Source organism: Collinsella sp. AM12-1, from assembly GCF_003472325.1.
Classification (GTDB): domain Bacteria; phylum Actinomycetota; class Coriobacteriia; order Coriobacteriales; family Coriobacteriaceae; genus Collinsella.
This window is the reverse complement of record NZ_QRLS01000013.1, coordinates 37,457-60,225: the sequence shown is the minus strand read 5'-3', so window position 1 is coordinate 60,225 and position 22,769 is coordinate 37,457. Positions and strand designations below refer to the sequence as shown.

The window sequence follows — 22,769 nt, the reverse complement described above, 5'->3', positions numbered from 1 at the left end:
CTGTTTCCAGCGACTCCCCTTCAGTTGTCTGTCCCACGGACTTACTGTTCGCTCTTCGCGAGTGCCTGATCGATCAGTTTGTTGAGCGCCTCGCGCTGCTCAGCGGAGTTGATGCCGCCCATGATCGGCTCTCCCACAATGTTACCGTTCTGGTCGATCACGTAGGTGGTCGGGAACGAGTACAGGTTGGAGGTGAACTTTCCGGCCTCGCTGTCCGACTTAAACCAGATGTTCTTATACGTCACGCCCTTCTTGGAAAGCACGTCCTTGGCATCGGCCACCTCGTCTTTGTTGCCATCGAGCGTAAAGGAATTAACGCCCACGACCTGGCCGCCCTTCTCGGCAAGCTCCTTGTTGAGCTTCTCCAGATCGCCCAGCTCTCCCACGCACGGCTTGCAGGTGGTAAACCAGAAGTTCATGACGGTGACCTTGTTCTTGGAGAACAGCTCGTCGCTGTTTACATCGTTGCCGTCCAAGTCCTTGCCCTTAAAGCTGGGGAACTTCGTCTCCCCGCTCTCGCCGTTAGTCATGCCTGCGGTCGAGGCATCGACGCTCTCCCCCTCGCCGGGCGTGCTGCCGCATCCGGGGAACTCCTTCTCCAGCGCCATGAGCTTGTCCTCGATCTCCTTGACCTGCTGCGCGCCGGCCTTAAGCGTCTTAAGCTCGTCAGCCGCAAACTGATCCTTGGCGCCCTCGATGGTATCGAGCAAGAAGTCACCGTAGTTCTTGCCGTCCTCAATCATGGGAGTGTCTTTGTTGGCCGCAAGGAACACCTTTTCCCATAGGGCGTTATCGCTCGCAAAGATCTCGTTTTCCTTTTGCAGCAGCTGCTGGTACAGCTCGGCCGCCTCCTCGGCACTCGACGGCTTTTGCGCTATGAGCTCGGCAATCTGCGCATCGCCGCTCGTAGCACCCTTCGCGTCGCCCTTGGGGGCAGAGCACGCCGCGAGAGTCAGCGCCAGCACGGGCAGCATCAACAGAGCTGCAATTTTTGACAGTTTCATGGTTCCTCCGTTTATATCGAAACTTATATAGGTACCTATTTGTTTTCGCAGGCTTGCGTGGACTGCGCGGGTTTGTCGCCCGTCACACCCAGCCCATAGCGAAAGCTAATAGCATCGACGGGGCACGCGCCCACGCATTTGCCGCAACGAATGCACTCGGCATGGTCGGGCGTACGCGTAACGTCCACGTCCATTTGACACACCTTGGCGCACTTGCCGCACGAGACGCATTTGCACTGGTCAACCTGGATCCCCAGCAAAGACACCTTGTTCATGAGCGCATAAAATGCGCCGAGGGGGCAAATCCATTTGCAGAAGGGGCGATAGAACAGCACGCTCAGCACCGCAACCACAATGAGGATCGCGAGCTTCCAGGAAAAGAGCTTTCCCAGCGCGGAGCGGATTCCCACGTTCATGATGGACAGCGGAATCGCGCCCTCGAGCACACCTTGCGGGCAGATGTACTTGCAAAAGAACGGGTCGCCCATACCCACATCGTTAACCACCAAGACGGGCAGCAGCACCACGGCAAACAGCAGCACGGCATACTTGATGTACGTGAGCGGCTTGAGCTTTTTCGTGGAGAGCTTTTTGCTGGGAATCTTATGCAAAAGCTCTTGTAGCCATCCAAACGGGCACAAAAAGCCGCATACAAAACGTCCCAGCAGCACGCCGATCAGAATGAGCGTTCCGGTGACGTAATACGAGAAGCTAAACTTAGACGAGCCCACCACCGACTGAAACGACCCGATGGGGCACGCACCCGAGGCCGCTGGACACGAGTAGCAGTTGAGGCCCGGCACGCAGACGGCTTTGCCCGCTCCCTGGTAGATGCCGCCCTTGGCAAAGTTAGGCAGGTGAATATTGGTCGCAAGCGTCGCCGCCGCCTGAATCAATCCACGAAATCGCGCTAAAAGATGCGATGCAGTGTTTTTTCTTTTATCCAATTCCGATACACTCCAAGCACAGCCTGATTGCCTTGGCCAGCACGGCATCTGCCTCGCCGCGCATAATTCCAAAGCCAACCATGGCTACCCCAACGATCAGCAAAGCCACCTGCGCCACAGGCTTAATCGCTTTGAACAATCTGACCACTCCTTTCGTTTCGCGACCCATTGGACCATACCGACTATAAAATCCGTGTTAAGCGTGAATGATTATGCAAGGAGAACGTTATGCGCATCTTGGTCATCGAGGACGAGCGGGCGCTGTGCGATGCGATCGCACGCAGCCTGCGCAACTTGGCCTATAGCGTCGACTGCTGCTACGACGGGCAGCAGGCCCTCGATCTGCTCGATGTCGAGACCTTTGATCTTGTCGTGCTCGACCTCAATCTCCCCCATGTCGACGGCATGACCGTGCTCAGGCAACTCAGGACAGCTGATTGTGAGACCAAGGTGCTTGTGCTCTCGGCACGTGGCGAGGTCTCCGACAAGGTAGCGGGGCTCGATGCGGGCGCCAACGACTACCTCACCAAGCCGTTTCATCTTGACGAGCTTGCGGCAAGGATTCGCAGCCTTACCCTCAGACGCTTTACACAAAGCGACGTTGTTCTAACCTGTGGATCGCTGAGCTTTGACACCAAGGCGCGCCTCGCCACAGTGGGCGACGAGATCCTGTCCCTCACGCGCAAGGAGACCGGCATCTTGGAATACCTGATGCTTAACCAGGGGCGGCCGGTGAGCCAGGAGGAGCTCATCGACCACGTATGGGACAGCAGCGTCAACAGCTTTAGCAACGCGACCCGCGTGCACATCTCGTCGCTGCGCAAAAAGCTGCGCGGCGCGTTGGGGCACGACCCCATCCGCAACCGAATCGGCGAAGGCTACGTTATGGAGGATGGCAAATGAAGCGGTTGTCGCTGCAGTGGCGCATCACGTTGATGACGGCACTGCTGATATGTTCGACCTGCGTACTTATGAATTGCCTGGTTGGCTACTCCGGCATGCGCTACATGGACTCGATTGGTGCAGAAGCGTCGGCGCACAGCAAGGTGGAGGCGGCCTCGCCCAGCTCATTTGACCCGACAAACAAAGAGCTCGACGACGCGCTGACCATCGTCGTGAACGACGCCCAAGAATCGTTTGGCGCGACGAGCTGGTATATAACTGCGGCGGTGACGCTGCTCGGCGGCGTGCTGGCCTACTTTGTAAGCGGACATGCGCTGCGGCCGTTGCGCTTCTTTGCGACGCAAGTCGAGAGCGTGCGGCCCGACAACCTCGCCGACACAAAAATCAGCGAGGACGTGCCCTCTGAACTCAGGCGCTGCAGCGCGTCGTTTAACGACATGATTGCCCGCCTTGACGAGGGATTTTCCGCACAAAGACAGTTTACGGGCAATGCGGCGCACGAGCTGCGCACGCCACTTGCGCTCATGCAGGCCCAGGTCGAGCTGTTTTGCGCCGAGCACCCCGACGTCGACGCCGATACAGCGAGCCTGCTCGGGCTGCTGCAGGAGCAGACCGAGCGAATGACGCACATGACAAAGACCCTGCTCGAGATGAGCGAGCTGCGCAGTGTCCCTTGCAACGATGTGATTGACCTAGCGCCGATGATCGAAGAAGTGCTCACGGACCTGGCACCCCTTGCCGAGCAAAAAGACATCACGCTTACAAGTGAGGGCGACGCGCAAACGATCGGCAGCGACACGCTGATCTATCGGTTGCTGTTCAACTTGACCGAAAACGCCATACGCTATAGCGCGCCCAACTCGACCGTGCAAATCAACGCCTGCGCCGAAGGCGACCGCGTGCTGCTACGCGTGCGCGACCAGGGGCCGGGCATTCCCGAGCAATACCAGACGAGCATCTTTCAGCCCTTCTATCGCGTCGACAAATCGCGCAGCAGGGCATACGGCGGCGTGGGGCTGGGGCTTGCGCTGGTCTGGGAGATCGCCGCACTTCACGGCGGCTCCATCGAGGTCGAAAAGAGCTCGGAGCGCGGAACGACCATGCTCGTGACTCTTCCCACTCGCGCACTCGGCTCATTAAAATAACGAACGGGATGGCACGCCGCGTGGCGTACCATCCCGCACATAATATCGAGGATGTGACAAAGGGACTGTCCCTTTGTCACATCTGCTAGTTCTCGTCGCCTACCAGCTGAGTTAGCTTACTCCCACTCGACCGTGCCGACGGGCTTCGGCGTGAGGTCGTAGCACACTCGGCAGATGCCGGGAACCTCGGCGGTGACGCGAGCGGCAATACGCTTGAGCAGCGCCCAGTCGAGCTCGGGCACCTCGGCGGTCATGACGTCAACGGTGTTGATGCAGCGGATGATGCAGGGCCAGTCGTAGGCGCGCTTACCCTCGCGCACGCCGGTGGCGCGGAAGTCGGGCACGACGGCAAAATACTGCCAGATGGTCAGACCTGCCTTGTCGATCTCCTCGCGCACGATGGCGTCGGCTTCGCGCAGCGCCTCAAGACGGTCGCGGGTGATGGCGCCAAGGCAGCGGACGCCCAGGCCAGGACCGGGGAACGGCTGACGCTCAACCATGTTCTCGGGCAGGCCGAGCTCGCGGCCCACGACGCGCACCTCGTCCTTGTACAGTAGCTTGACGGGCTCGCAGAGCTCAAACTGCAGGTCATCGGGCAGGCCGCCCACGTTGTGGTGAGCCTTCACGCCATCCTGGGACTCCAGGATGTCGGGATAGATGGTGCCCTGGGCGAGGAAGCTAACCTCGTCGCCAACCTTGCGGGCCTCCTCCTCGAACACGCGAATGAACTCGGCGCCGATAATCTTACGCTTGGCCTCGGGCTCCTCGACGTCCACGAGCTTATCCAGGAAGCGATCAGTCGCGTCAACATAGACCAGGTTGGCGTCCATCTGGTTCTTGAAGACGTCGACGACCTGCTCGCTCTCGCCCTTGCGCATCAGGCCGTGGTTCACGTGCACGCAGATGAGTTGCTTGCCGATGGCCTTGATGAGCAAGGCCGCGACAACCGAGCTGTCAACGCCGCCCGAAAGGGCCAGCAGGACCTTCTTGTCGCCGATCTGCTCGCGGATTGCAGCGACCTGCTCTTCGATGAACGCCTGGGCAAGTTCGGGAGTGGTGATACGCACCATGTCGTCGGGACGCTTGTTGGGATCCATGCAGAGCTCCTTTTCGGTTCGATGGGAATGCGTTACACGTATGCAAACGCACCGTCACATGACCTCATTATATGCAGAACGAGATGCGTTTCCCATCGCTGCGACAGAGCTTTTTACAGGGGTGGTATTTTTTCCTAATGTCGAGGTCAGCTAGGCTTCGGTAGCCACCTTGGGAGCATCGCCAATAGACTCTTCCTTTATACGTTCGGCACAATCGTAGGCGATACCCACAAATTCAAGTCCCGAGCAACAGGAGTACAATTGCTGCTATTGTTGCCAGCTGTTGGGAGATGGAAGATGGACTGCGATGGCTACCCATGCGTTCCCATGCCGTTGATGTGCACTGCCTTTGTGCCGGGGCAGATGGACGCTGCGGTTGCAGGCATTTCCGACCCCGATTCGCGCGCCATTGCCACGGCAGAAGCGCTGTACTTTCGCGGACAGGCCACCCTTGCTGCCAAGACGGCGCGCCCCTATCTTGACGCCACCGATCCCGCACTGCGCTATTCCGCATGCTTTATCTGCGGATACGCCAGTCTGTCGCTCAACCGTATCGCCGACGCCCGCCGGTGCCTTGCGGGCATCCTCGATACGCCAACTGACGAGGAATCGCCCGCCGTCCACGCCACGCATATCCTGTTCGCCTCGGCCGCGAGCGTCCTGCTGCACTTGCCTTCCCCGTATTCTGCCGAAGAGTTTTATCCGCTTGCGGCGCATCTGCCCGAAGGCCTGCGCTTGTTCGCCAGCTACGTGATGGCGCATGCCCTGTACCTGCGCGGCGAATATGGCCGCAGTCTGGGCATGGCGGAAAACGCCCTAATTATGAAACAGGGAAGCTATCCCATCTCGGAACTGTTCCTGCACCTGGCAGCTTCCATGGCATGCATGAGCCTCAAGGACATCGACGCCGCAAAAGCGCATTTTGGAGCCGCTTGGGACATTGCGCGCCCCGACGGACTTATCGAGCTCATTGGCGAGCACCACGGCCTTTTGCAGGGGCTCATCGAGGCATGCCTAAAAACGCAATACCCTGACGACTTCGCACGCATCATCGAGATCACGTACCGCTTCAGCTACGGCTGGCGGCGCATCCACAACCCCGATTCGGGCGAGGACGTTGCCGACGATTTAACGACCACAGAGTTCACCATGGCCATGCTCGCCTGCCGCGGATGGACCAACGCTGAAATCGCAGGCCATATGGGAGTATCGCCGGGCACCGTCAAAAACCGCCTATCCGGCGTATACGCAAAGCTTGGCATCGGCACACGCGCCGAGCTGGTCGCGCACATGTTGCGTTAGCGACCGGGCTGCCAAGCGCATCGAACGCGTTCCGGAACCCGGCGCTTCGCTCGATCAATTTGGACATTTTGGCCATCGAACGGCACTACCGCCACGAAGCGTCTTCTCGCAAAATTGGATTATTTCCACCGATATTTGCGGAATGGGAGCCCAAGATGCTTGATCGCCGTTCGTTACTTGTTGCTGGAGCGTCCTCGCTGGCGAGCATTATGTTGCCTCGCGTGCCGGGAAGCGAAAATGCCTTCCTGCTGCCGTTCGCGCCCACCGCGGCCTATGCCGACGAAGAAGATCCCTTCAAGGTGCTCGTTCTCTCGCGCACCATGTTTGGTGTGGTCGTGGTCGACGTCGCCAACAAGAATACGCCCATCGCAGGTGCCCAGGTCACGCTCACATCGCGCTATGCCGTAGGCAAGCAGCTCACCGCCACGACCGATGACGAAGGCACGGCCATCTTTGAGGTCGCCCCTCTTTCGGAAGACTACGTGGACGAGGCAACGCTTCTCGACGCGTACGACTTTAACGGCGGCATCTCCATTAGCATGGCGGGCTACCGCGATGTCGAGATTCCCCTTGCGCGTATCCAGGGCGGCACCGCCATAACCGCGCCCACGCGTCCGCTGTCCGACGGCGAGCCGTACTTCCGCCAGCTCACATTCGACGAATGGGACATCCAGTACGCTGATGCCACGTTCATGGCATTGCCGAAGGACGACGCGGCAAACGACCAACCCGACACGCATGCCTTTATTGTACAGGCACATCTGCCACAGGGTGGACAGGCAACGCTGCACATCAACAAGGTAATGCCCGCCACGGGTAGCTCGCCCGAAACCGTCACGCAGATCGGCCAGATCAAGGCCAGCGCATCAGGCGCGGATAATCTGGCGACGTTCACACTCGAAGACAAGTTTCTCGACGCGGCATCGGGCCTTCTGGAGGAAGGGTGCAAGCTGCGCTTTGTCCTCGACTATCAGGGCAAAACCTACACGCTCTCATCCCCCATGGCCGTTGTCACCGCGCCGGCCGCAAAGGCGGAATCGGGCTCGACCACTATCGTCCCCACTACCATGGACCAAGAGGTCACTCCGTTTGATTTCCCCGCGGCGTTTCCCGGCATCGGCGGCAATAAGTTCACGTGCTGGATACCCACATTTCCGATCCTCTTCGATTTCTCGTTTGCTGGATACGTGCTGTTTGGCGGAGGATACAAACCAGCCAGCTATATGAACGATTCGGGCAATCCGGATCCGGAGTACTGGAAGAAGTCACCGCGCGAGTCGGGCGCCAAGCAGGCAAACCGCTACCTCGATGAAATGGAGGGGAAGTGGAATCAGTACAAAAGTATGAGTGCCGGTTCGGGCACCGATCCAAGAAACACCAAGCTCCTTCGCCACCATTGCACGCCGCTGTTCACGATGGATATCGCCACACAGCTGTACGGCTCGCTCGCCTACGATTGGGTGGGCAAAACCTGGGGTGACAACAACGACCCCGCATACGGCAATATTAAGGCCCTCTTCCAGGTAAGAACCGACCTCAATTGGACCGAGCAGTTTACCCTAGGACCGGTGCCGTTTTTCCTAAACGTCAACCCCTGGGTGCTGGCAAAACTGGCGCTCGCCGTGGGCGCCCACACGCACGGCAGCGGCGCGGCGTTTTTCAAGAACATTTCGCTCGACTATTCCAACACGTCGGGCTCGTTCACCATCCAGATCGGACTTGCCGTCACCTTTGGAGCCGGCATTGCAGGCGTCGCTTCGTCCGCTGTGCGTGGCGCCGCATCCCTCACACTGTTCATTGGGTACGAGAAGGCAGATGGACACCAGCTTCCGCGGCTGCGCGTAGGTGCAGACGTCGATGTCGATGTGATACTCCAGTTCGTAATGTTCAAGTGGACCACCAAGGCTTGGTCGGGGTCGTGGCCCACACTCATCGATTCGTGGAATATGTCGGTGAACAATGGCGACCAGTATGTGCTCCAACGCTCTGAGCTGGCATTGGGTGGAGATACGCCTTACACGCTGGATGCCTGCTTCGGCACGCCCGGCAACACCGAGGCAGGTGGTGTGCCGCAGTTTATCGCATCGGCCACCATCGTCACCAACGCCGAGCTGCTCGCACGCGCCGAGGTTAAGGCCACTGCCGTAAACGCCGCGCCTGTCGTGCGCGATTGGGATCAAGCGGTCACGCGCATTGAGCTCGAGGCGGATTCAGAAAGCGACGACACGGGACAGATCGAGCATTTCGTCCATGCACTGGTAGAGAACGACGAAAATGCCGCACCGATGTATGAGTACACCTACATCGGTCAGTCAACGAACGCCGTTGCGGACCCGAACGCCAATTCTGCCGGCGTGTCGGAGGACGAGCGTGGCGGCGTCAAACCCTCGAGCGACAACGTGCTGTTTTCCGGCGTGCTCAGCGAAGCCCACATGAAGCTAACGATGATTGCCGGCGTAGAATACCTGTTCCGTATCGCCTCGGTGCGCTACGGCGACAATGGCCGCTCGCGCCTGGTGGTGCACACAAAGGCAAACGGCACGTGGTCCGCTCCCACGCCCGTGGACTTTCCCCTTGGGTTTGGCGAGGGCGACGTGGAGCGCGACGGCATATTCGATTACGACTTCGACGTGGTGGAATATACGGACGGAAGAGGAAACCAGGACGCCTACGTGCTGCTGGTCTCGGGCGAGCGCCCCGCCGGCGACAACACCCTTTTCGATACGGCAAGCACAGCCGGCATACTGTCCGTTGTGCGCCTGCGCATAAGTAATGACGAGATCCGCGTGGTGTCGCATACGTCATGGCGCAGCATCTCGCGCGGCCGCCTGCAAGAGGATGGCTACCATTGCCTGCAGTGCCCGCGCATCACGGCAGGCAAGACGCTGGTCGACGGGCGCCTGTCGGGTGCCTACCTCCACCGCCGCGGAACCACCGCAGAGAAGGCGCTCGGCAGCGAGGCCGAGGTTGCGCTGGAATGCTTTACCCTGTGGTCGGATGATTTGGGCGACAGCCTGACGTTCCGCCAAGTTCTTCGCTTTCCGCAGGCACCGTCGAGTATCGAGCTGAGCGAGCCCGAGAATATCAACGGCAAAATGGTGGTGCCCGTTGCGTACGAGACCGCAGACGGTTGCGGCTGCGCATCGTACGCCGTGATCGGCCAGTCCATTGCGGGCTGGGGCGTTATGCCACCAGACGCCACGGTGCCCCATGCGGTGCCGTGGCCACAACATTCGGGCTTTTTGGCCACCGTCAACGAGCAGCTGCAGCATATTACTTGGACGCGAGGCGCATCGGCATTTGCAACGCAGCCCGTGGGTGCCGCAGGCTGTGGCCCGGCATCGTTTAGCGTAAGCAACAACGGCAGGTGCGCGCTCTATGTAGAGAACACCGATGGCAAGGTGGGGCAAACCTACGACGAAGAAGGCAACCCGGTAGCAGTAATGGGCAAGCACTTCCGCATCTTCGCCAGCACCTTGGCAGGCGATCTGTTCACGGAGCCGTTCGTGATGTGCGAGCTGGACCATCCCGTCGATCAGATAACGACATTTTTGACGTCGGGAGGCATGCTCTCCGCGCTCGCCACGCACATTGTGAGCGCGGAGAAGAGCGAGGCAGAGCTGCACGGCATCGAAGTGCCTCTGGTGGCGTGTGCCACTCCGACGGGCGCGGTCGCTACCTCGGGCGCGGTGGTGCCCGGAGCAGCAGGCGAATCCTTCATGGTCACGGTGCGAAACGACGGCAACACTTTGCTGACTGCCGGCACAATCGATCTGTACCGAGAGGGCTCCAGCCAGCCGTTCTCCAGCGCATCCATCGGATTCGGAGCGAACGCACGCATGGCTTCGATCTACGATCCAGAGCTTGCCGAAGACGCTTCGGCCAACGACATGGCACACGTAAAGTACGCGCTCGAGACGCTGGGCGCACGTTTTGCAACGCACCCGCTGGTAGCCGACAACGGCAACGCCGTGCTGGCACCGGGTTGCACGGCACAGTTCCGCATGAGCTTCGCCATCCCCGAGAGTTGGAGCGACGAAGTGGGCAAACGCGTCACGCTGTATGCGAAGGCGCGTAATCTGGTGGCGCTCGATCCCGTAACGCTCGAGGAGATCCGACCGGGCGCAAACTCGGCGCTGAGTGCCGTTCTGCACGAGCTTCATGTGCCCGACGCGGCATGCGAACGCTCAGAAGTTCAGGTCGGCGTATGCGACAGCGCGGATACGACAGGACTTCACGACGCCCCGATGACAGCAGACGGCGATGGTAGCTCGAGTGGCGGCGGTACTGACGAGGGCGGCGGCTCCGGCGGAAGCAGCTCCGGCAGTGGCAAAGACCACGGCAATAACAAGCGCTCCGGAAAAGCGGGCGCGCTTGCGGGCACGGGCGACAGCAACGTCCCCCTAACCGCAGCCGCAGCAGCGCTCGCCGCAGTTGGTGCCGGCCTTGTCGCCTACAGCGCCCGCCGCACGGCGCTCGAAAAAGACACCGCCAATGAGGACAATTCGGATAGGCCTCGCTAGCTCCTAGTTACTTTTGTGAGAGGCGCCGACTCGGCTCATCGAACATCAAAATGGGCTGGTTCTGAATACCCAGAGCCAGCCCATTGCGCATTAAATGTCGTCTGAGGAGTCGAGTTCTGCCTCGAGCTTGGCACGGCGTCTTTTCGCCGTGAAAAACGTTGCGCACAGGACAGCAAACGTGGCCGCGAAAATCGTCGCACCGCAGAACACGCCCGTGACCAGGTTCGCCAACCAAAAGACGCTTTCGAGCGGTACGATCTGCGCCTCAGCGATACAGCGCATTGCGGCAATAACAAGCGCGAACGCGGCGCCGCTAAGACCGCTGACAAGCAGGAAATATCCAACAGGAAGATGCTCGGTTTGCCCAAAACGATTGGTATCGACATAGCCCTTCCGCGTTTGCAGTCCTGCGCAAATCAACATCACGAGAACGAGCCACAAATACATGGCTGCCTCGAACGGCGTTGCAAAGCCATGCGGCATTTCACTAGCGTCGCTGTGAACCCACGTAACCTGTCGAGCTATAAACTGGTAGAAAAAGATCATCAACATGCCAAACGAAAGCAGCACGAAGCCAATCTTGTAGATCTTCGCGTTCTCAGCCTCCAGGCGTTCATCCTTTGGGCCGGCATATTCACGCCACTTTTGCACGATTTTCAGATCTTCATATTTCATAGTGAACTCCTAAAGAGCATTAGGGTCGGCGTCGGTTTCGTCTTCCCAAAACAAGTCGTTCAACGTAACGCGCAGCGCCTTACAGATTGCCACGCACAAATTGAGCGTGGGGTTGTAGCCGCCCGCCTCGATAAGGCCGATGGTTTGGCGCGTAACGCCCACGGCTTGGGCTAAGTCAGCTTGCGAAAGGCCAGCCGCCGCGCGTGCCGCCTTCATGCGTAGGTTCTTTTTGCCCGGCATGGAGTTCCTTTCGTAGTAATGGACAGATATCCGTTGCAACATGACAGAAATATATTGCATCCTTCACAAGATGTCAACTATATCTGTCATTATGGAAACCATGTCCGCCATCGCCATGTGGACATAACAATTTCGATTCGCTATTCAATCTTACTCGGACAAAACCGAGTCGGAAGGACCCGAGTAAGTGGAACTTATCAGCATGGCCAACGCGCACGCCAATAACCGGATTTGCCGGAACCATGCGTGCCCCATCGTTTAATAGCTCCGTTATTGTTCGATGATCTTCTTGACGACCGCGGGAACGCCTGCCGCCACCACGTTGTCCGGAAGGTCTTCCGTCACGACGCTGCCCGCGGCAATTACGCAACCGCTGCCGATGGTAACCCCCTGCAACACGGATACGTTCGCGCCAAACCAGCAGTTATCGCCTACAACAATAGGCAGAGCCTTCTCGAGACCCAAGTTGCGGTCCTTTGCCTTTAGGGGGTGCGAAGCGGTGTAGAAGCCGCAAAACGGCCCGATAAACACGTTGCCACCAAAGGTGATAGAGCCGCCGTCCATAAAGTAGCAGCCATGGTTTACAAAGCAGCCCTCACCAAAGCTCGTCTTGCTCCCGTAGTCAAAGTAGGCAGGCGAAAGGACCGTCAGCCCTTGCGGAAGATCGGTATCGAGCAAGGATTTCAAAGCGTCAAGCTGCGCGTCGCTTCCGGGTTTTGCCATATTAAAGTCATAGCAGAGCGCCTCCGCCTTTGCGCGTTGCGCCAGGAGCTCCTCGTCAAAGTTGGCATCATGCCACTCCCCGCGCTCCATCTTCTCTTTCTCAGTCATTGCGCCCCCTCAAACAACATGCAGTCTTGATGCGGCAATTCTACCAGCCGATAAGCCACGGTTTTAACACGAGCACCACGCCGCGCAGGGAATGACCGCAGAAGCTAAAGGTCACCGACTCCGAACGCGCGTTCGATGGAATTCGTGTTAGTTGGAATCGTCCGAGGCCTGGGCTATGCTACCTTGACTATCTATATGACTACAACGCAGCAAAGGAGCATCGAGAGAGCGAGCATGGCAAAAAACACCGCAAACTATGGTAACGACAGTATTCGTCAGCTCAAGGACGAGGAGCGCGTACGCCTGCGCCCCGCCGTTATCTTTGGCTCGGACGGACTCGACGGCTGCGCGCATGCCGCCTTCGAGATCCTGTCCAACGCCGTTGACGAGGCGCGCCAGGGCTACGGCAAGCTCATCACCCTTACCGCCTTTCGCGATGGTTCCATTCAGGTAGAGGACAACGGCCGCGGCTGCCCGCTCGACTGGAACCCCTCCGAGAAGCGCTTTAACTGGGAGCTCGTCTTTTGCGAGCTCTACGCAGGTGGCAAATACAACAACAACCAGGGCGGCGACTACGACTTCTCGCTCGGTACCAACGGCCTGGGCTCGTGCGCGACCCAGTACGCATCCGAGTACATGGACGTCACGGTTTGGCGCGACGGCAACAAGTACTCCCTGCACTTTAAGAAAGGCAAGGTCGTTGGCGCCAAAAAGAAAGCGCTTGAGATCGAGCCCAGCGACGAGGACCGCACCGGCACCACCATCAAGTGGCGCCCCGATCTTGAGGTCTTTACCTCGATCAGCATTCCCCACGACTGGTATCGCGAGACCATGCGCCGCCAGGCCGTGGTCAACGCCAACGTGACCTTCCGCCTGCGCATTGAGGGCGACGATGGCGAGTTTTCCGAAGAGGATTTTTGCTATCCCAAGGGCATCGAGGACTACGTGCTCGAGAAGGTCGGTACCGACTACCTTACCGAGCCCTTCTTTATCGAGGCTGACCGTCGCGGTCGCGACCGCGAGGACCTGCCCGATTACAACGTCAAGATCACCGCGTGCATGTGCTTCTCGCGCACCTTCATGATGCAGGAGTACTACCACAACTCGTCATGGCTCGAGAACGGCGGTTCGCCCGAAAAGGCCGCCCGTAGTGCTCTGACCAGCGCCATCGATGCCTACATCAAGCAACAGGGCAAGTACAACAAAAACGAGAGCGGCATTAAGTGGCAGGACGTCCAGGACTGTCTGGTGCTGGTGACCAACTGCTTCTCCACCCAGACGTCCTACGAAAACCAGACTAAGAAGGCCATCAATAACCGCTTTATCCAGCAGGCGATGACGGCATTCTTTAAGGAGCGCCTCTCGACCTATCTGATCGAGAACAAAGACGCCGCCAACAAGATCATGGAGCAGGTGCTCATCAACAAGCGCTCGCGCGAGAACGCCGAGAAGACGCGCCAGAGCATCAAGACCAATCTGCAGCAGAAGACCGACATGGCCAACCGCGTGCAGAAGTTCATCGACTGCCGCTCCAAGGACAAGAGCCGTCGCGAGATCTACATCGTAGAGGGCGACTCGGCAGCAGGCGCCATCCGCACCTCGCGCGATGCCGAGTTCCAGGGTGTTATGCCCGTCCGAGGCAAGATCCTCAACTGTCTGAAAGAGGACTACCCGCGCATCTTTAAGTCCGACATCATCATGGACCTCATGCGCGTGCTGGGCTGCGGCGTAGAGATCAAGGACAAGCGCATCAAGAACCTCGGTGCTTTTGACCTGGATAATCTCAACTGGAACAAGGTCATTATCTGTACGGACGCCGACGTCGACGGTTATCACATCCGCACGCTTGTGCTCACCATGCTCTATCGCCTGGTGCCCACGCTTATCGACGAGGGCTACGTGTATATCGCCGAGTCGCCGCTCTACGAGATCAACTGCAAAGAGAAGACCTACTTTGCCTACACCGAGCTCGAGAAGAACGGCATCCTCAAGGAGATTGGCGACCAGAAGTGCTCGATCAACCGCTCCAAGGGTCTTGGTGAGAACGATCCGGACATGATGTGGCTCACCACCATGAACCCCGAGACGCGCCGCCTGATCAAGGTAGAACCCGAGGACGTCACCAAGATGGAGACCATGTTCAACCTGTTGCTGGGCAACGACGAGACGGGCCGCAAGCGTCACATCTCCGAGCACGGCAAGGAATACCTGGACCAGCTGGACCTGCAGTAGCAGCAAATCGATAACGACGGCCCATAAGAAGTTCAAGAGGAAATCGTGGCAAAGAAGAAGACGAAGAACCAGCCCAAGAAAAAGCAGGTCAACGCCGAGAACGTCATCGGCCTGCACTCCGAGGTCACCGATCAGCCGATCACGCAGACGCTCGAGGTCAACTACATGCCCTACGCTATGAGCGTCAACGTCTCGCGTGCGTTCCCCGAGATTGACGGCTTTAAGCCCTCGCACCGCAAGCTGCTCTACACCATGTACAAGATGGGTCTGCTCAAGGGCGAGCGCCAGAAGAGCGCCAACATCGTGGGCCAGACCATGAAGCTCAACCCGCACGGCGACGCCGCGATCTACGAGACGATGGTGCGCCTGGCCACCGGCAACGAGGCGTTGCTCGCCCCCTTCGTTGAGTCGAAGGGCAACTTTGGCAAGTACTATTCGGGCGACCTGAGCTACGCCGCCTCGCGCTATACCGAGGCCAAGCTCTCCCCCATTAGCGCCGAGATCTTCAAGGACATCGACAAGGACCCGGTCGACTTCGTCGACAGCTACGACGGCGCCATGAAGGAGCCACGCCTGCTGCCCACCACGTTCCCCAACATCCTCGTCTCGGCCAACAAGGGCATCGGCGTCGCCATGGCATCCGATATCTGCGGTTTCAACCTCAACGAGGTCTGTACCGCCACAATGCATTACCTGCAGGATCCCGACTGCGACCTGCTCGAATACATGCCCATGCCCGACTTCTCGACCGGCGGCGAAATTATCTACCGCCGCGAGGAGATGGAAAAGATAATCGAGACCGGCCTTGGCAGCTTCCAGATCCGCTCCCGCTGGCGCTGGATTCCCGAAGAGCGCATCATCGAGGTCTACGAGATCCCCTACACCACCAAAACCGATGTCATCATCGAGCGCATCGTCAAGCTCTCCAAAGAGGGCAAGGTCAAGGAGATTGCCGACATCCGCGACGAGACCGACCTCTCGGGTCTGCGCATCGCCATCGACCTTAAGCGCGGCGTCGACCCCGACAAGCTCATGGCGAAGCTCTATCGCTCGACCACGCTGCAGGATTCGTTCTCGTGCAACTTTAACGTGCTGGTCGACGGCTATCCCCGCGTTATGGGCGTGCGCCAGATCCTGCACGAGTGGGTCAAGTGGCGTATTGAGTCCACGCGTCGCCGCATTAACTTTGACCTGGGCAAAAAGTCCGAGCGTCTGCACCTGCTGCACGGCCTCGAGGCAATTCTGCTCGACATCGACAAGGCCATCGCCATCATCCGCGGCACTAAGCTCGAGGCCGAGGTCGTGCCCAACCTTATGAAGGGTTTCGACATCGACGAGACCCAGGCCGAGTTTGTTGCCGAGCTCAAGCTCCGCAACATCAACGAAGAGTACATTCTCAACCGCACCAAGGACATCGCCAAGCTCGAGGGCGAGATTGCCGAGCTTGAGGAGATCCTCTCCAGCGAGGAGAACATCAAGAAGGTCATCAGCGACGAGCTAGCAGCGGTCAACAAGAAGTACGTGATGCCGCGCCGCACGGGCAGGATCGAGCCCCATGAGGTTATCGAGGTAAGCTTGGAGCCCAAGGTCGAGGAGTACCCGGTCACCATCATGCTCTCGCGCGATGGCTACCTAAAGAAGATGACGGACCGCGTGCTCAAGAAGGCGACCACGCTCAAGTACAAGGACGGCGACAAACCCTTTATCGAGTTCCCGTCCTCCAACACCCACGAGCTGCTGGTCTTTACCAACAAGAGCCAGGTGTACAAGTGCAAGGTCGCGGCGTTTGAGGACACCAAGTCGGCCCAGCTGGGCTCGTACCTTCCGACCGATCTTGAGATGGAACCCGACGAGAGCGTCATCTGGGTCATCGACCCCGAGGACTACAAGGCCGACGTGCTGTTCGTCTTTGAGAACGGCCGCGTGGTGCGTGTCGCGCTTTCTGGATACGCTACCAAGACCAACCGCAAGCGCCTTAAGAACGCCATCTACGGCGGCAGCAAGCTGCTGTATGCGCAGGTGCTCAAGGAAGACCGCGACCTCGCGCTGGTCTCGAGCGACTACCGCCTGATGAACTTCAACACGTCGCTGCTCAAGACCAAGACGACCACCAACACGCAGGGCGTCCAGGCTTTCACGGCCAAGAAGGGCCGCTCGGTCACCACTGTCGGCACGACCGAGGAGATTCTTGGCGCCGGCGTCTCGGCCGAGAAGTTCACCGCGCAGAGCCTGCCCTCTGCCGGTGCCCTCATGAAGGAAAACGACATGCCGAGTTTGTTTGACTAGGACGACGGCGACCAAACCGTCATGGTTTAACTAAGCAGCGGGGCCCGGAGCGCAGTAAACGCTGCGCCCTGGGCCCCATGCATTACACCAGCATCATCCCTATAGACAAAATGCCGCATAAAGTGGAACAGACATAAGCCCATCATTCATTCCAAAGGGCTTAGTCGATAGCCTGATAAGGCGTACGCCCGGATGGGTCTTTTTAAGTGAGGACAGGCTTCGAGATCTTGTGTTCTCTCCCGCCTTGACTTCAATCGCAGACAAGCATCCCTGCTTCTCTACTACAAAGTCGATTTCCGCACGATTATCTCGCGCCCAATAATGCAGCGGATAGCCCATGGCTGAAAGCTGTTGGGCGACGTAGTTTTCGGTAAGTGCACCCATGAATGTGCCGCCGATGCCGGCAAGAATATCGGCGCGTTGAGCACCGGCCTTGGAGACGAGCAGCCCTGTATCCGCCTGATAGATTTTAAAAGCAGAAGGGTTAACGAAGGCCTCTAAAGGGCTTTCGATCTGCCCGACTAGGCTGCAGCGCGCCACCGTACCCGACAATACAAGCCAGTCGAGAGCATCTCCAAAGAGAGACGCATTGCCCCCCGCTCGCACTACCTTGTATTGAAATTTGCGATTCTCTTTGGCAAGCTGCTGTGGAATGGAATCGAAGCACGCACGCGTCTTTGCGCTCAAGCGTTCATCAGCATATTTATTGGTGTCGGCGGAATATCCGTCGAGAATAATCCGATGCTTTTCGGCCACATCAATGATTGACTGATCATCGATATACGTTTGGACCGCCTCGGGCATTCCGCCAACAACAAGATACTGTCGATAGAGCCTAAGCGCCTTTTCATGAAGGCTTGGCGCAAGAGGACCCATTAACTCGAATGACGAGCGTATCTCATCGACCAGCTGATCGTGCCCCATTGCCCAGAGAAACTCCTCGAAATCGAGTGGAGTCATCTCGATCAAGTCGGTCTTTCCGACGGGGAACGAATACGACTGATGGTTAATGGCAACCCCAAGAAGCGACCCGGCAGCCGCAACGTAATACTCGGGAGCATCTTCGCAAAAGTATTTAAGGGAAGTGAGCGCTTCCTCGCATGCCTGGATCTCGTCAATGAACAGTAAGGTTTTGCCAGGCACGATACGCTGTCCCGTACGAGCCTCGATCGCGCGCACAATCGAATGAGGGTCAAGACCGCCCGAAAAATCCGCTCGCGCCGACCGGTCGTTCTCAAGATTAACGTAGACAACCGATTCGAAAAGATCCTGGGCGTACGTTCTGAGCAAATAGGTCTTGCCACACTGGCGCACGCCTTTGACCAGCAAAGGTTTTCTATCAGCTCTGTCTCGCCATTCCCTAAGTAGCTCGTCTGCCTTGCGACGCATACGCAACCTTCCCTCATTAACTTCTGTTTGACAATATTTTAACGCGGATTAATTTGTTTTCAGTTATTTTTCTGCGTTTAAAAATTGTTCTATACGGCGCTTGAGGGAATGCGCCCCTATCTCTCGGTAAGGACAGCAAGCATTTCCACCAACACCGATTGCCATGCGCTCTTCTTGCCCTTAGGCGAGCTTGCGAGCGAGCTCTCGCACCTCTTCCAGCTTGGGCGAGGAGGCCATGCTGTCGCGCTCGGTCATACCGCTGATGGTGACAATGCCCTGGTCCTCCCACTTGCAGTATGCGCACGTGGACTTGTACATGGCGATCGCCGCATCATAGACGCCCTCGCTGTGGCTATCGAGCAAAAGGGCCGTCTTGGTGAACGGGAAGCCCGTAGCACCGAAGGCGTACAGGCGGTCGATGACAGCCTTCTCCTGCGCAGTGATATCGAACCAGTAGATAGGCGAGGCAAAGACGACCATATCTGCGTCTTTCAGCGACTCGATCACGTTGACCATGTCATCCTTCTGCACGCAGACGCCCTCATGAGCGAAGCAGTACTGGCATCCCAAGCAGCCGGCGATCTTCTTGCTGGCAACGCGGACGACCTCGACCGTATTGCCGCCCTCACGCGCGGTCTCGGCAAACGCCTCGACCATGGTATCGGTATTGGCGCCCTTACGCGGGCTGCCGCTCAATACAACGATATTCATAGGATTCCCTCTCCTTCATGCTGCAGGCGCGCAGCATTTTTTCTTGTAACCAAAACAAATGGGGTTAATCAATCGCCAGCAGGCCATATCTCTTGCTCAAGTTCCCTAAAGAAGCTCAAGGCGATTGCAATTGCCTTATACAACATCGAAAACCAAAGAGGGGCCATAGCAACGTCGCCTGCCCGAAATGGCCTGCGGTTAAAATCAACTACGGGGATCGTGACGAGCCGATACCGCCCGCATGCCCCCTTCGGAATAGGCGCTGAGCAGCTCCTGAGCGTGGGCAAACTCGGGCCCTCGCCTCCAACCGAGCAGGCGGTTGACCGCGAGATTTCCCTGGACGTTGTGGACGAAGAGCAGATAGGCGTCCTCGCGCGAAAGCCCAGTCTCCTCCATGATCGAGGGAACCATCTGCTCGGCGCCGCGCTCGACGACGCGCTGTGCCACCCGGGCGTACGCGTCGTCATCCGAGTAGAGCAGATAATAGTCATCGTTTGCCGGCGGACGCTGGCAGAGGGCACCCGCCTCCGTTCCCTCGAGCGGCGGCACCGCCGCCAAGGCCTCGTCGATAAGCGCGTCGAGCAGGGCGAACTTGTCCTCGTAGTGCAGATAGAACGTGCCACGGTTGATATCGGCGCGGCGGCAGATATCCGCTACCGTCATCTTCGCGAAGCCGACCTCGGCCAGCAGCGCGAAGAACGCCTCCCGTATGACCGAGAGTGTATAGCGTCGGCGACGATCGATCTTCCCCGCTTCCATTACCCCTCCAATTGCAACGCTCGACAATGCCCGGCAATCGTTCGTTTATCAACGGCGCATCGAAGCTGTTCATTGCTCTCGCACAAATCAACATGGATACTTTTTATCAACACCTGTTCATAATAGCTGAAAGAAGGTATCCAGTGACTCTGTACGAGCAGTTCGTTATCGAGCTCACCAACCAATCGTTTTCCCTTCAGGCCGCCTATCGCAGCGGCGGCACGCCCTATGAGCTGAGTGACCGCGAGCCTAAGCCCTACGAGCAGCAAATTGAGGACGTCGCCCGCATGATCGATGAAGCCGATTGCGTGCTTGTGGGCGGGGCCTCCGGTCTCTCCGCGGCAGGCGGCGGCGACTTCTACTACGAAGACAACGCAACCTATCGCAAGCATTTCGGCAAATTCGCCGAGCGTTACGGTTTCAAGGGCGCTTTCGAGGGGTCGTTCTACCGTTGGCCCACCGCCGAGGCGCGCTGGGGATACCTCGCCACCTTCCTCGACACCACGCTCAACGCCCCGCTGCGCAAGCCCTACAGGGACCTCGACGCCATTCTCGCCGAGAAGGATTTCTTCGTGCTCACCACCAACCAGGACACGCAGTTTGTGAAGCTCTATCCCTGGGAGAAAGTGGCAGAGATCCAAGGCGACCACCGCTTCTTTCAGTGCTCCCACTGTTGCACCGACGAGGTGTGGAACGCGGTCGAGCCGGTCTCCCACATGGTAGAGGCCATGGGAGACGGCCTTGAGGTTCCGACAGAGCTCGTGCCGCGCTGCCCGCACTGCGGGGCAGAGGCGTTCCCCTGGGTTCGCGGCTACGGCAACTTCCTGCAGGGCGAGCTCTACGAGGAGCAGTACCACAAGGTGTCCGACTGGCTCGACGCGCACGCGCGGCAGAGGATCCTTTTCCTCGAGCTGGGCGTGGGCCGCATGACGCCCGCGTTTATCCAGGAGCCGTTCTGGGCCCTCACGGCGCAGTTGTCGCAGGCTAGCTACATCGCCGTGAACAACAGGACGCAGTTTCTCCCCCGCGCGATCGAGGATCGGGGGCTCGCCGTTCGCGCCGACATCGCCGACGTGCTCGCCGACGTGCGCAAGACGCTGGGGAGGTAGCACATGGAAACGGTGAAAGCAGTTCGCATAGGCACGGCGCTTTCCGAGGCGGATCTTGTCATCATCGGCGCCAGCAACGGGCTGGACATGGCAGAGGGGCTCAACCTCTTCTGCGCCGATGCTCATTTCCGAGAGGCGTACGGCGACCTCGCTCAGGCCGACGGCATCGGCTGCATGCTGCAGGGGCTCGCCTCCCCGGATGCCAGCGTGCGAAGCCGATGGGTCGAGCGGTTCCATCAAAAGGAGTATGTCGAGTATGAGCCCAGCCCGCTCATGAACGGGCTGCGGCGTCTTACAGAGCACGCCGACGCCTTCGTGATCACGTGCAATATCGACGGGCACTTCGTACGCGCAGGGTTCAACGAGAACCGCGTGCTCGAGACGGAGGGGAGCATACGCACGTCGATCGACGAGCGGCGTCTCGCCCATCCAGACGCCCTCGCCATGACCCAGCTCGACGAGCTCGCGCGTCTTGTGCAAGCCCATCGCAACGGCAGGGTCGCCATCCTCGAACTTGGCGTGGGACTGCACAACGGCGTCATAAAGCGCATGCTCGCCCAGATCGCGAACGCCTGCGAGCACGCCACCTACATCGTGTTCAACTACGGCCAGGCCATGGCGCCCGACGCTTCGTGCGAGACGATTCTCGTTGACGGCGATATGGCCCCGGCTTTCGAGGAGATCGCCCGATGCCACCCCTAGAAAGAGAAGCGCGTAGGCTTCGAAGCCTTATCGACGATGCCGACGCCATCATCGTCGGCATCGGCTCGGGCATGTCGAGCGCCGCCGGGTTCAACCATTACAACCGCGCGGGCATGGCGCGCGCAGGAATGGCGGACTGGCAGCAAGCCTTTGGCTTCAAGAGCCTTTTCGACGGCTTCTACCACCTCTACCCCAGCCTCGAGCAGCAATGGGCCTACTACGCGCGATATATCGATTTCATGCTGCGCGAGCCGACCTCGCAGCCCTATCTCGACCTACGGTCCCTCATCGGCCATAAGGACTACTTCATCCTGAGCACCAATGTAGACACCCAAGTCGAGAAGACGTTTCCCACCGAGAGGATCTGCAACTATCAGGGAAGCTTCGCGCACCTTCAATGCAAGCAGCCATGCTGCGACGAGCTCTTCGATGCGAGCCCCTACGTCGAGCGCATGCTCGCGGGCATGGCGGGGTTCGAGATCCGCAGCGAGGATGTCCCCCGATGCCCGCACTGCGGCTGGCAGCTTGTGCCGTGGGTGCGCGACGACACGTTTCTGCAGGGTGCGGCATGGCGCGAGAGCCTCGGACGATACGAGCGCTTCGTGCGCGAGCGCAGCGATCGCCGCGTGCTGTTGCTGGAGCTCGGCGTGGGCGAGATGACCCCCGGCATCATCACACTCCCGTTCTGGAGCATGACCGCAAAGCTGCCGGATGCGCACCTTTTGAGCGTAAACATCTCGGGCGACTCGGCTCCGTTGCAGCTTGGAAGCAAGGCAGGGGCGATCCAGGCCGATTTGGGCGCCCTGCTCTCGGTGGCGCGGGCAGGTGGCGAGTAACGCGGAGCGGTAGACGCGCAATGAGGTTTTAGCCGCAGCCTCCGAACGAGAGGGCTCGGAGGCTGGTATTCCTGAATC

At 58.8% G+C, this 22,769-nt stretch carries 19 protein-coding genes; 9 read left to right on the top strand and 10 right to left on the bottom strand.

The features are described from left to right. Positions 1–41: 41 nt before the first annotated feature. From DW136_RS07555 to DW136_RS07545, 3 genes are read right to left on the bottom strand one after another with little or no spacing between them, the layout of a single operon-like run. Positions 42–1,004, bottom strand: a complete 963-nt coding sequence (locus DW136_RS07555; protein ID WP_117583291.1) for a redoxin domain-containing protein — start codon at positions 1,002–1,004, stop codon at positions 42–44. Positions 1,005–1,039: 35 nt separating this feature from the next. Continuing rightward, positions 1,040–1,951, bottom strand: coding sequence for a 4Fe-4S binding protein (locus DW136_RS07550; protein ID WP_055252400.1), 912 nt, complete (start codon positions 1,949–1,951; stop codon positions 1,040–1,042). After that, positions 1,944–2,090: a CD1871A family CXXC motif-containing protein gene (locus DW136_RS07545; RefSeq protein ID WP_197032826.1), complete on the bottom strand. Its 147-nt coding sequence runs from the start codon at positions 2,088–2,090 to the stop codon at positions 1,944–1,946. The genes DW136_RS07550 and DW136_RS07545 overlap by 8 nt, the downstream gene beginning before the upstream one ends. Positions 2,091–2,179: 89 nt before the next feature. Here DW136_RS07545 and DW136_RS07540 point away from each other — a divergent pair, with 89 nt between their 5' ends. Both DW136_RS07540 and DW136_RS07535 read left to right on the top strand, forming a co-directional pair. Next, the gene (locus DW136_RS07540; RefSeq protein ID WP_055252402.1) at positions 2,180–2,854 is read left to right on the top strand and encodes a response regulator transcription factor; all 675 of its coding nucleotides are present in this window, start codon (positions 2,180–2,182) and stop codon (positions 2,852–2,854) included. Then, complete coding sequence (locus DW136_RS07535) at positions 2,851–3,999, top strand: HAMP domain-containing sensor histidine kinase (RefSeq protein ID WP_055252403.1); 1,149 nt, start codon at positions 2,851–2,853, stop codon at positions 3,997–3,999. Before DW136_RS07540 ends, DW136_RS07535 begins: the two co-directional genes overlap by 4 nt. A 116-nt stretch (positions 4,000–4,115) precedes the next feature. Here DW136_RS07535 and guaA read toward each other — a convergent pair whose 3' ends face one another. Then, positions 4,116–5,096, bottom strand: coding sequence for a glutamine-hydrolyzing GMP synthase (guaA, locus tag DW136_RS07530; RefSeq protein WP_118289350.1), 981 nt, complete (start codon positions 5,094–5,096; stop codon positions 4,116–4,118). A 297-nt stretch (positions 5,097–5,393) separates the two neighbouring features. Between guaA and DW136_RS10060 the strand changes: the two genes are divergently transcribed. Beyond that, positions 5,394–6,398 (top strand): helix-turn-helix transcriptional regulator, encoded by a 1,005-nt coding sequence (locus DW136_RS10060; RefSeq protein WP_199580208.1) that lies wholly within the window; start codon positions 5,394–5,396, stop codon positions 6,396–6,398. 155 nt (positions 6,399–6,553) lie between these two features. Further along, positions 6,554–10,921: a hypothetical protein gene (locus tag DW136_RS07520; RefSeq protein ID WP_118289349.1), complete on the top strand. Its 4,368-nt coding sequence runs from the start codon at positions 6,554–6,556 to the stop codon at positions 10,919–10,921. A 90-nt stretch (positions 10,922–11,011) separates the two neighbouring features. Here DW136_RS07520 and DW136_RS07515 read toward each other — a convergent pair whose 3' ends face one another. The 3 genes from DW136_RS07515 to DW136_RS07505 all read right to left on the bottom strand — a co-directional run bounded on the left by DW136_RS07515 (position 11,012) and on the right by DW136_RS07505 (position 12,667). After that, complete coding sequence (locus DW136_RS07515; RefSeq protein WP_055252406.1) at positions 11,012–11,596, bottom strand: hypothetical protein; 585 nt, start codon at positions 11,594–11,596, stop codon at positions 11,012–11,014. Positions 11,597–11,605: 9 nt separating this feature from the next. Further along, positions 11,606–11,836, bottom strand: a complete 231-nt coding sequence (locus DW136_RS07510; protein ID WP_055252407.1) for a helix-turn-helix transcriptional regulator — start codon at positions 11,834–11,836, stop codon at positions 11,606–11,608. A gap of 270 nt (positions 11,837–12,106) precedes the next feature. Further along, positions 12,107–12,667, bottom strand: a complete 561-nt coding sequence (locus tag DW136_RS07505; RefSeq protein WP_055252408.1) for a sugar O-acetyltransferase — start codon at positions 12,665–12,667, stop codon at positions 12,107–12,109. Between the two features lie 234 nt (positions 12,668–12,901). On the opposite strand from DW136_RS07505, the gene DW136_RS07500 reads away from it, so the two are divergent. Both DW136_RS07500 and DW136_RS07495 read left to right on the top strand, forming a co-directional pair. Further along, positions 12,902–14,899 (top strand): type IIA DNA topoisomerase subunit B, encoded by a 1,998-nt coding sequence (locus DW136_RS07500; protein WP_055252409.1) that lies wholly within the window; start codon positions 12,902–12,904, stop codon positions 14,897–14,899. A gap of 45 nt (positions 14,900–14,944) precedes the next feature. Then, entirely contained in the window at positions 14,945–17,185 is a 2,241-nt protein-coding gene (locus tag DW136_RS07495) for a DNA gyrase subunit A (protein WP_118289348.1), read from the top strand. Positions 17,186–17,284: 99 nt separating this feature from the next. Here the strand turns inward: DW136_RS07495 and DW136_RS07490 are convergent, their stop codons facing one another. From DW136_RS07490 to DW136_RS07480, 3 genes are all read right to left on the bottom strand, one after another. Beyond that, the gene (locus DW136_RS07490) at positions 17,285–18,574 is read right to left on the bottom strand and encodes an ATP-binding protein (RefSeq protein WP_117583295.1); all 1,290 of its coding nucleotides are present in this window, start codon (positions 18,572–18,574) and stop codon (positions 17,285–17,287) included. 180 nt (positions 18,575–18,754) lie between these two features. Beyond that, entirely contained in the window at positions 18,755–19,285 is a 531-nt protein-coding gene (locus DW136_RS07485; protein ID WP_117583296.1) for a flavodoxin family protein, read from the bottom strand. Between the two features lie 204 nt (positions 19,286–19,489). Then, the gene (locus DW136_RS07480; protein WP_117583297.1) at positions 19,490–20,044 is read right to left on the bottom strand and encodes a TetR/AcrR family transcriptional regulator; all 555 of its coding nucleotides are present in this window, start codon (positions 20,042–20,044) and stop codon (positions 19,490–19,492) included. Positions 20,045–20,187: 143 nt separating this feature from the next. Here DW136_RS07480 and DW136_RS07475 point away from each other — a divergent pair, with 143 nt between their 5' ends. The 3 genes from DW136_RS07475 to DW136_RS07465 are packed head-to-tail and all read left to right on the top strand — an operon-like array spanning position 20,188 to position 22,691. After that, positions 20,188–21,153: a Sir2 silent information regulator family NAD-dependent deacetylase gene (locus DW136_RS07475; RefSeq protein WP_199578365.1), complete on the top strand. Its 966-nt coding sequence runs from the start codon at positions 20,188–20,190 to the stop codon at positions 21,151–21,153. A gap of 3 nt (positions 21,154–21,156) precedes the next feature. Next, a complete protein-coding gene (locus DW136_RS07470) occupies positions 21,157–21,855 on the top strand; it encodes a hypothetical protein (protein ID WP_117583298.1) in 699 nt (232 codons plus the stop codon). After that, complete coding sequence (locus DW136_RS07465; RefSeq protein ID WP_117583299.1) at positions 21,843–22,691, top strand: NAD-dependent protein deacetylase, SIR2 family; 849 nt, start codon at positions 21,843–21,845, stop codon at positions 22,689–22,691. The genes DW136_RS07470 and DW136_RS07465 overlap by 13 nt, the downstream gene beginning before the upstream one ends. The last annotated feature ends 78 nt before the right edge of the window (positions 22,692–22,769 follow it).

Coding starts and splice junctions, on each gene's coding strand:
- DW136_RS07500 (WP_055252409.1), top strand. CDS start 12,902: ATGGCAAAAAACACCGCAAACTATGGTAACGACAGTATTCGTCAGCTC.
- DW136_RS07515 (WP_055252406.1), bottom strand. CDS start 11,596: ATGAAATATGAAGATCTGAAAATCGTGCAAAAGTGGCGTGAATATGCC.
- DW136_RS07555 (WP_117583291.1), bottom strand. CDS start 1,004: ATGAAACTGTCAAAAATTGCAGCTCTGTTGATGCTGCCCGTGCTGGCG.
- DW136_RS07470 (WP_117583298.1), top strand. CDS start 21,157: ATGGAAACGGTGAAAGCAGTTCGCATAGGCACGGCGCTTTCCGAGGCG.
- DW136_RS07485 (WP_117583296.1), bottom strand. CDS start 19,285: ATGAATATCGTTGTATTGAGCGGCAGCCCGCGTAAGGGCGCCAATACC.
- DW136_RS07520 (WP_118289349.1), top strand. CDS start 6,554: ATGCTTGATCGCCGTTCGTTACTTGTTGCTGGAGCGTCCTCGCTGGCG.
- DW136_RS10060 (WP_199580208.1), top strand. CDS start 5,394: ATGGACTGCGATGGCTACCCATGCGTTCCCATGCCGTTGATGTGCACT.
- DW136_RS07480 (WP_117583297.1), bottom strand. CDS start 20,044: ATGGAAGCGGGGAAGATCGATCGTCGCCGACGCTATACACTCTCGGTC.
- DW136_RS07505 (WP_055252408.1), bottom strand. CDS start 12,667: ATGACTGAGAAAGAGAAGATGGAGCGCGGGGAGTGGCATGATGCCAAC.
- DW136_RS07535 (WP_055252403.1), top strand. CDS start 2,851: ATGAAGCGGTTGTCGCTGCAGTGGCGCATCACGTTGATGACGGCACTG.
- DW136_RS07540 (WP_055252402.1), top strand. CDS start 2,180: ATGCGCATCTTGGTCATCGAGGACGAGCGGGCGCTGTGCGATGCGATC.
- guaA (WP_118289350.1), bottom strand. CDS start 5,096: ATGGATCCCAACAAGCGTCCCGACGACATGGTGCGTATCACCACTCCC.
- DW136_RS07490 (WP_117583295.1), bottom strand. CDS start 18,574: ATGCGTCGCAAGGCAGACGAGCTACTTAGGGAATGGCGAGACAGAGCT.
- DW136_RS07510 (WP_055252407.1), bottom strand. CDS start 11,836: ATGCCGGGCAAAAAGAACCTACGCATGAAGGCGGCACGCGCGGCGGCT.
- DW136_RS07465 (WP_117583299.1), top strand. CDS start 21,843: ATGCCACCCCTAGAAAGAGAAGCGCGTAGGCTTCGAAGCCTTATCGAC.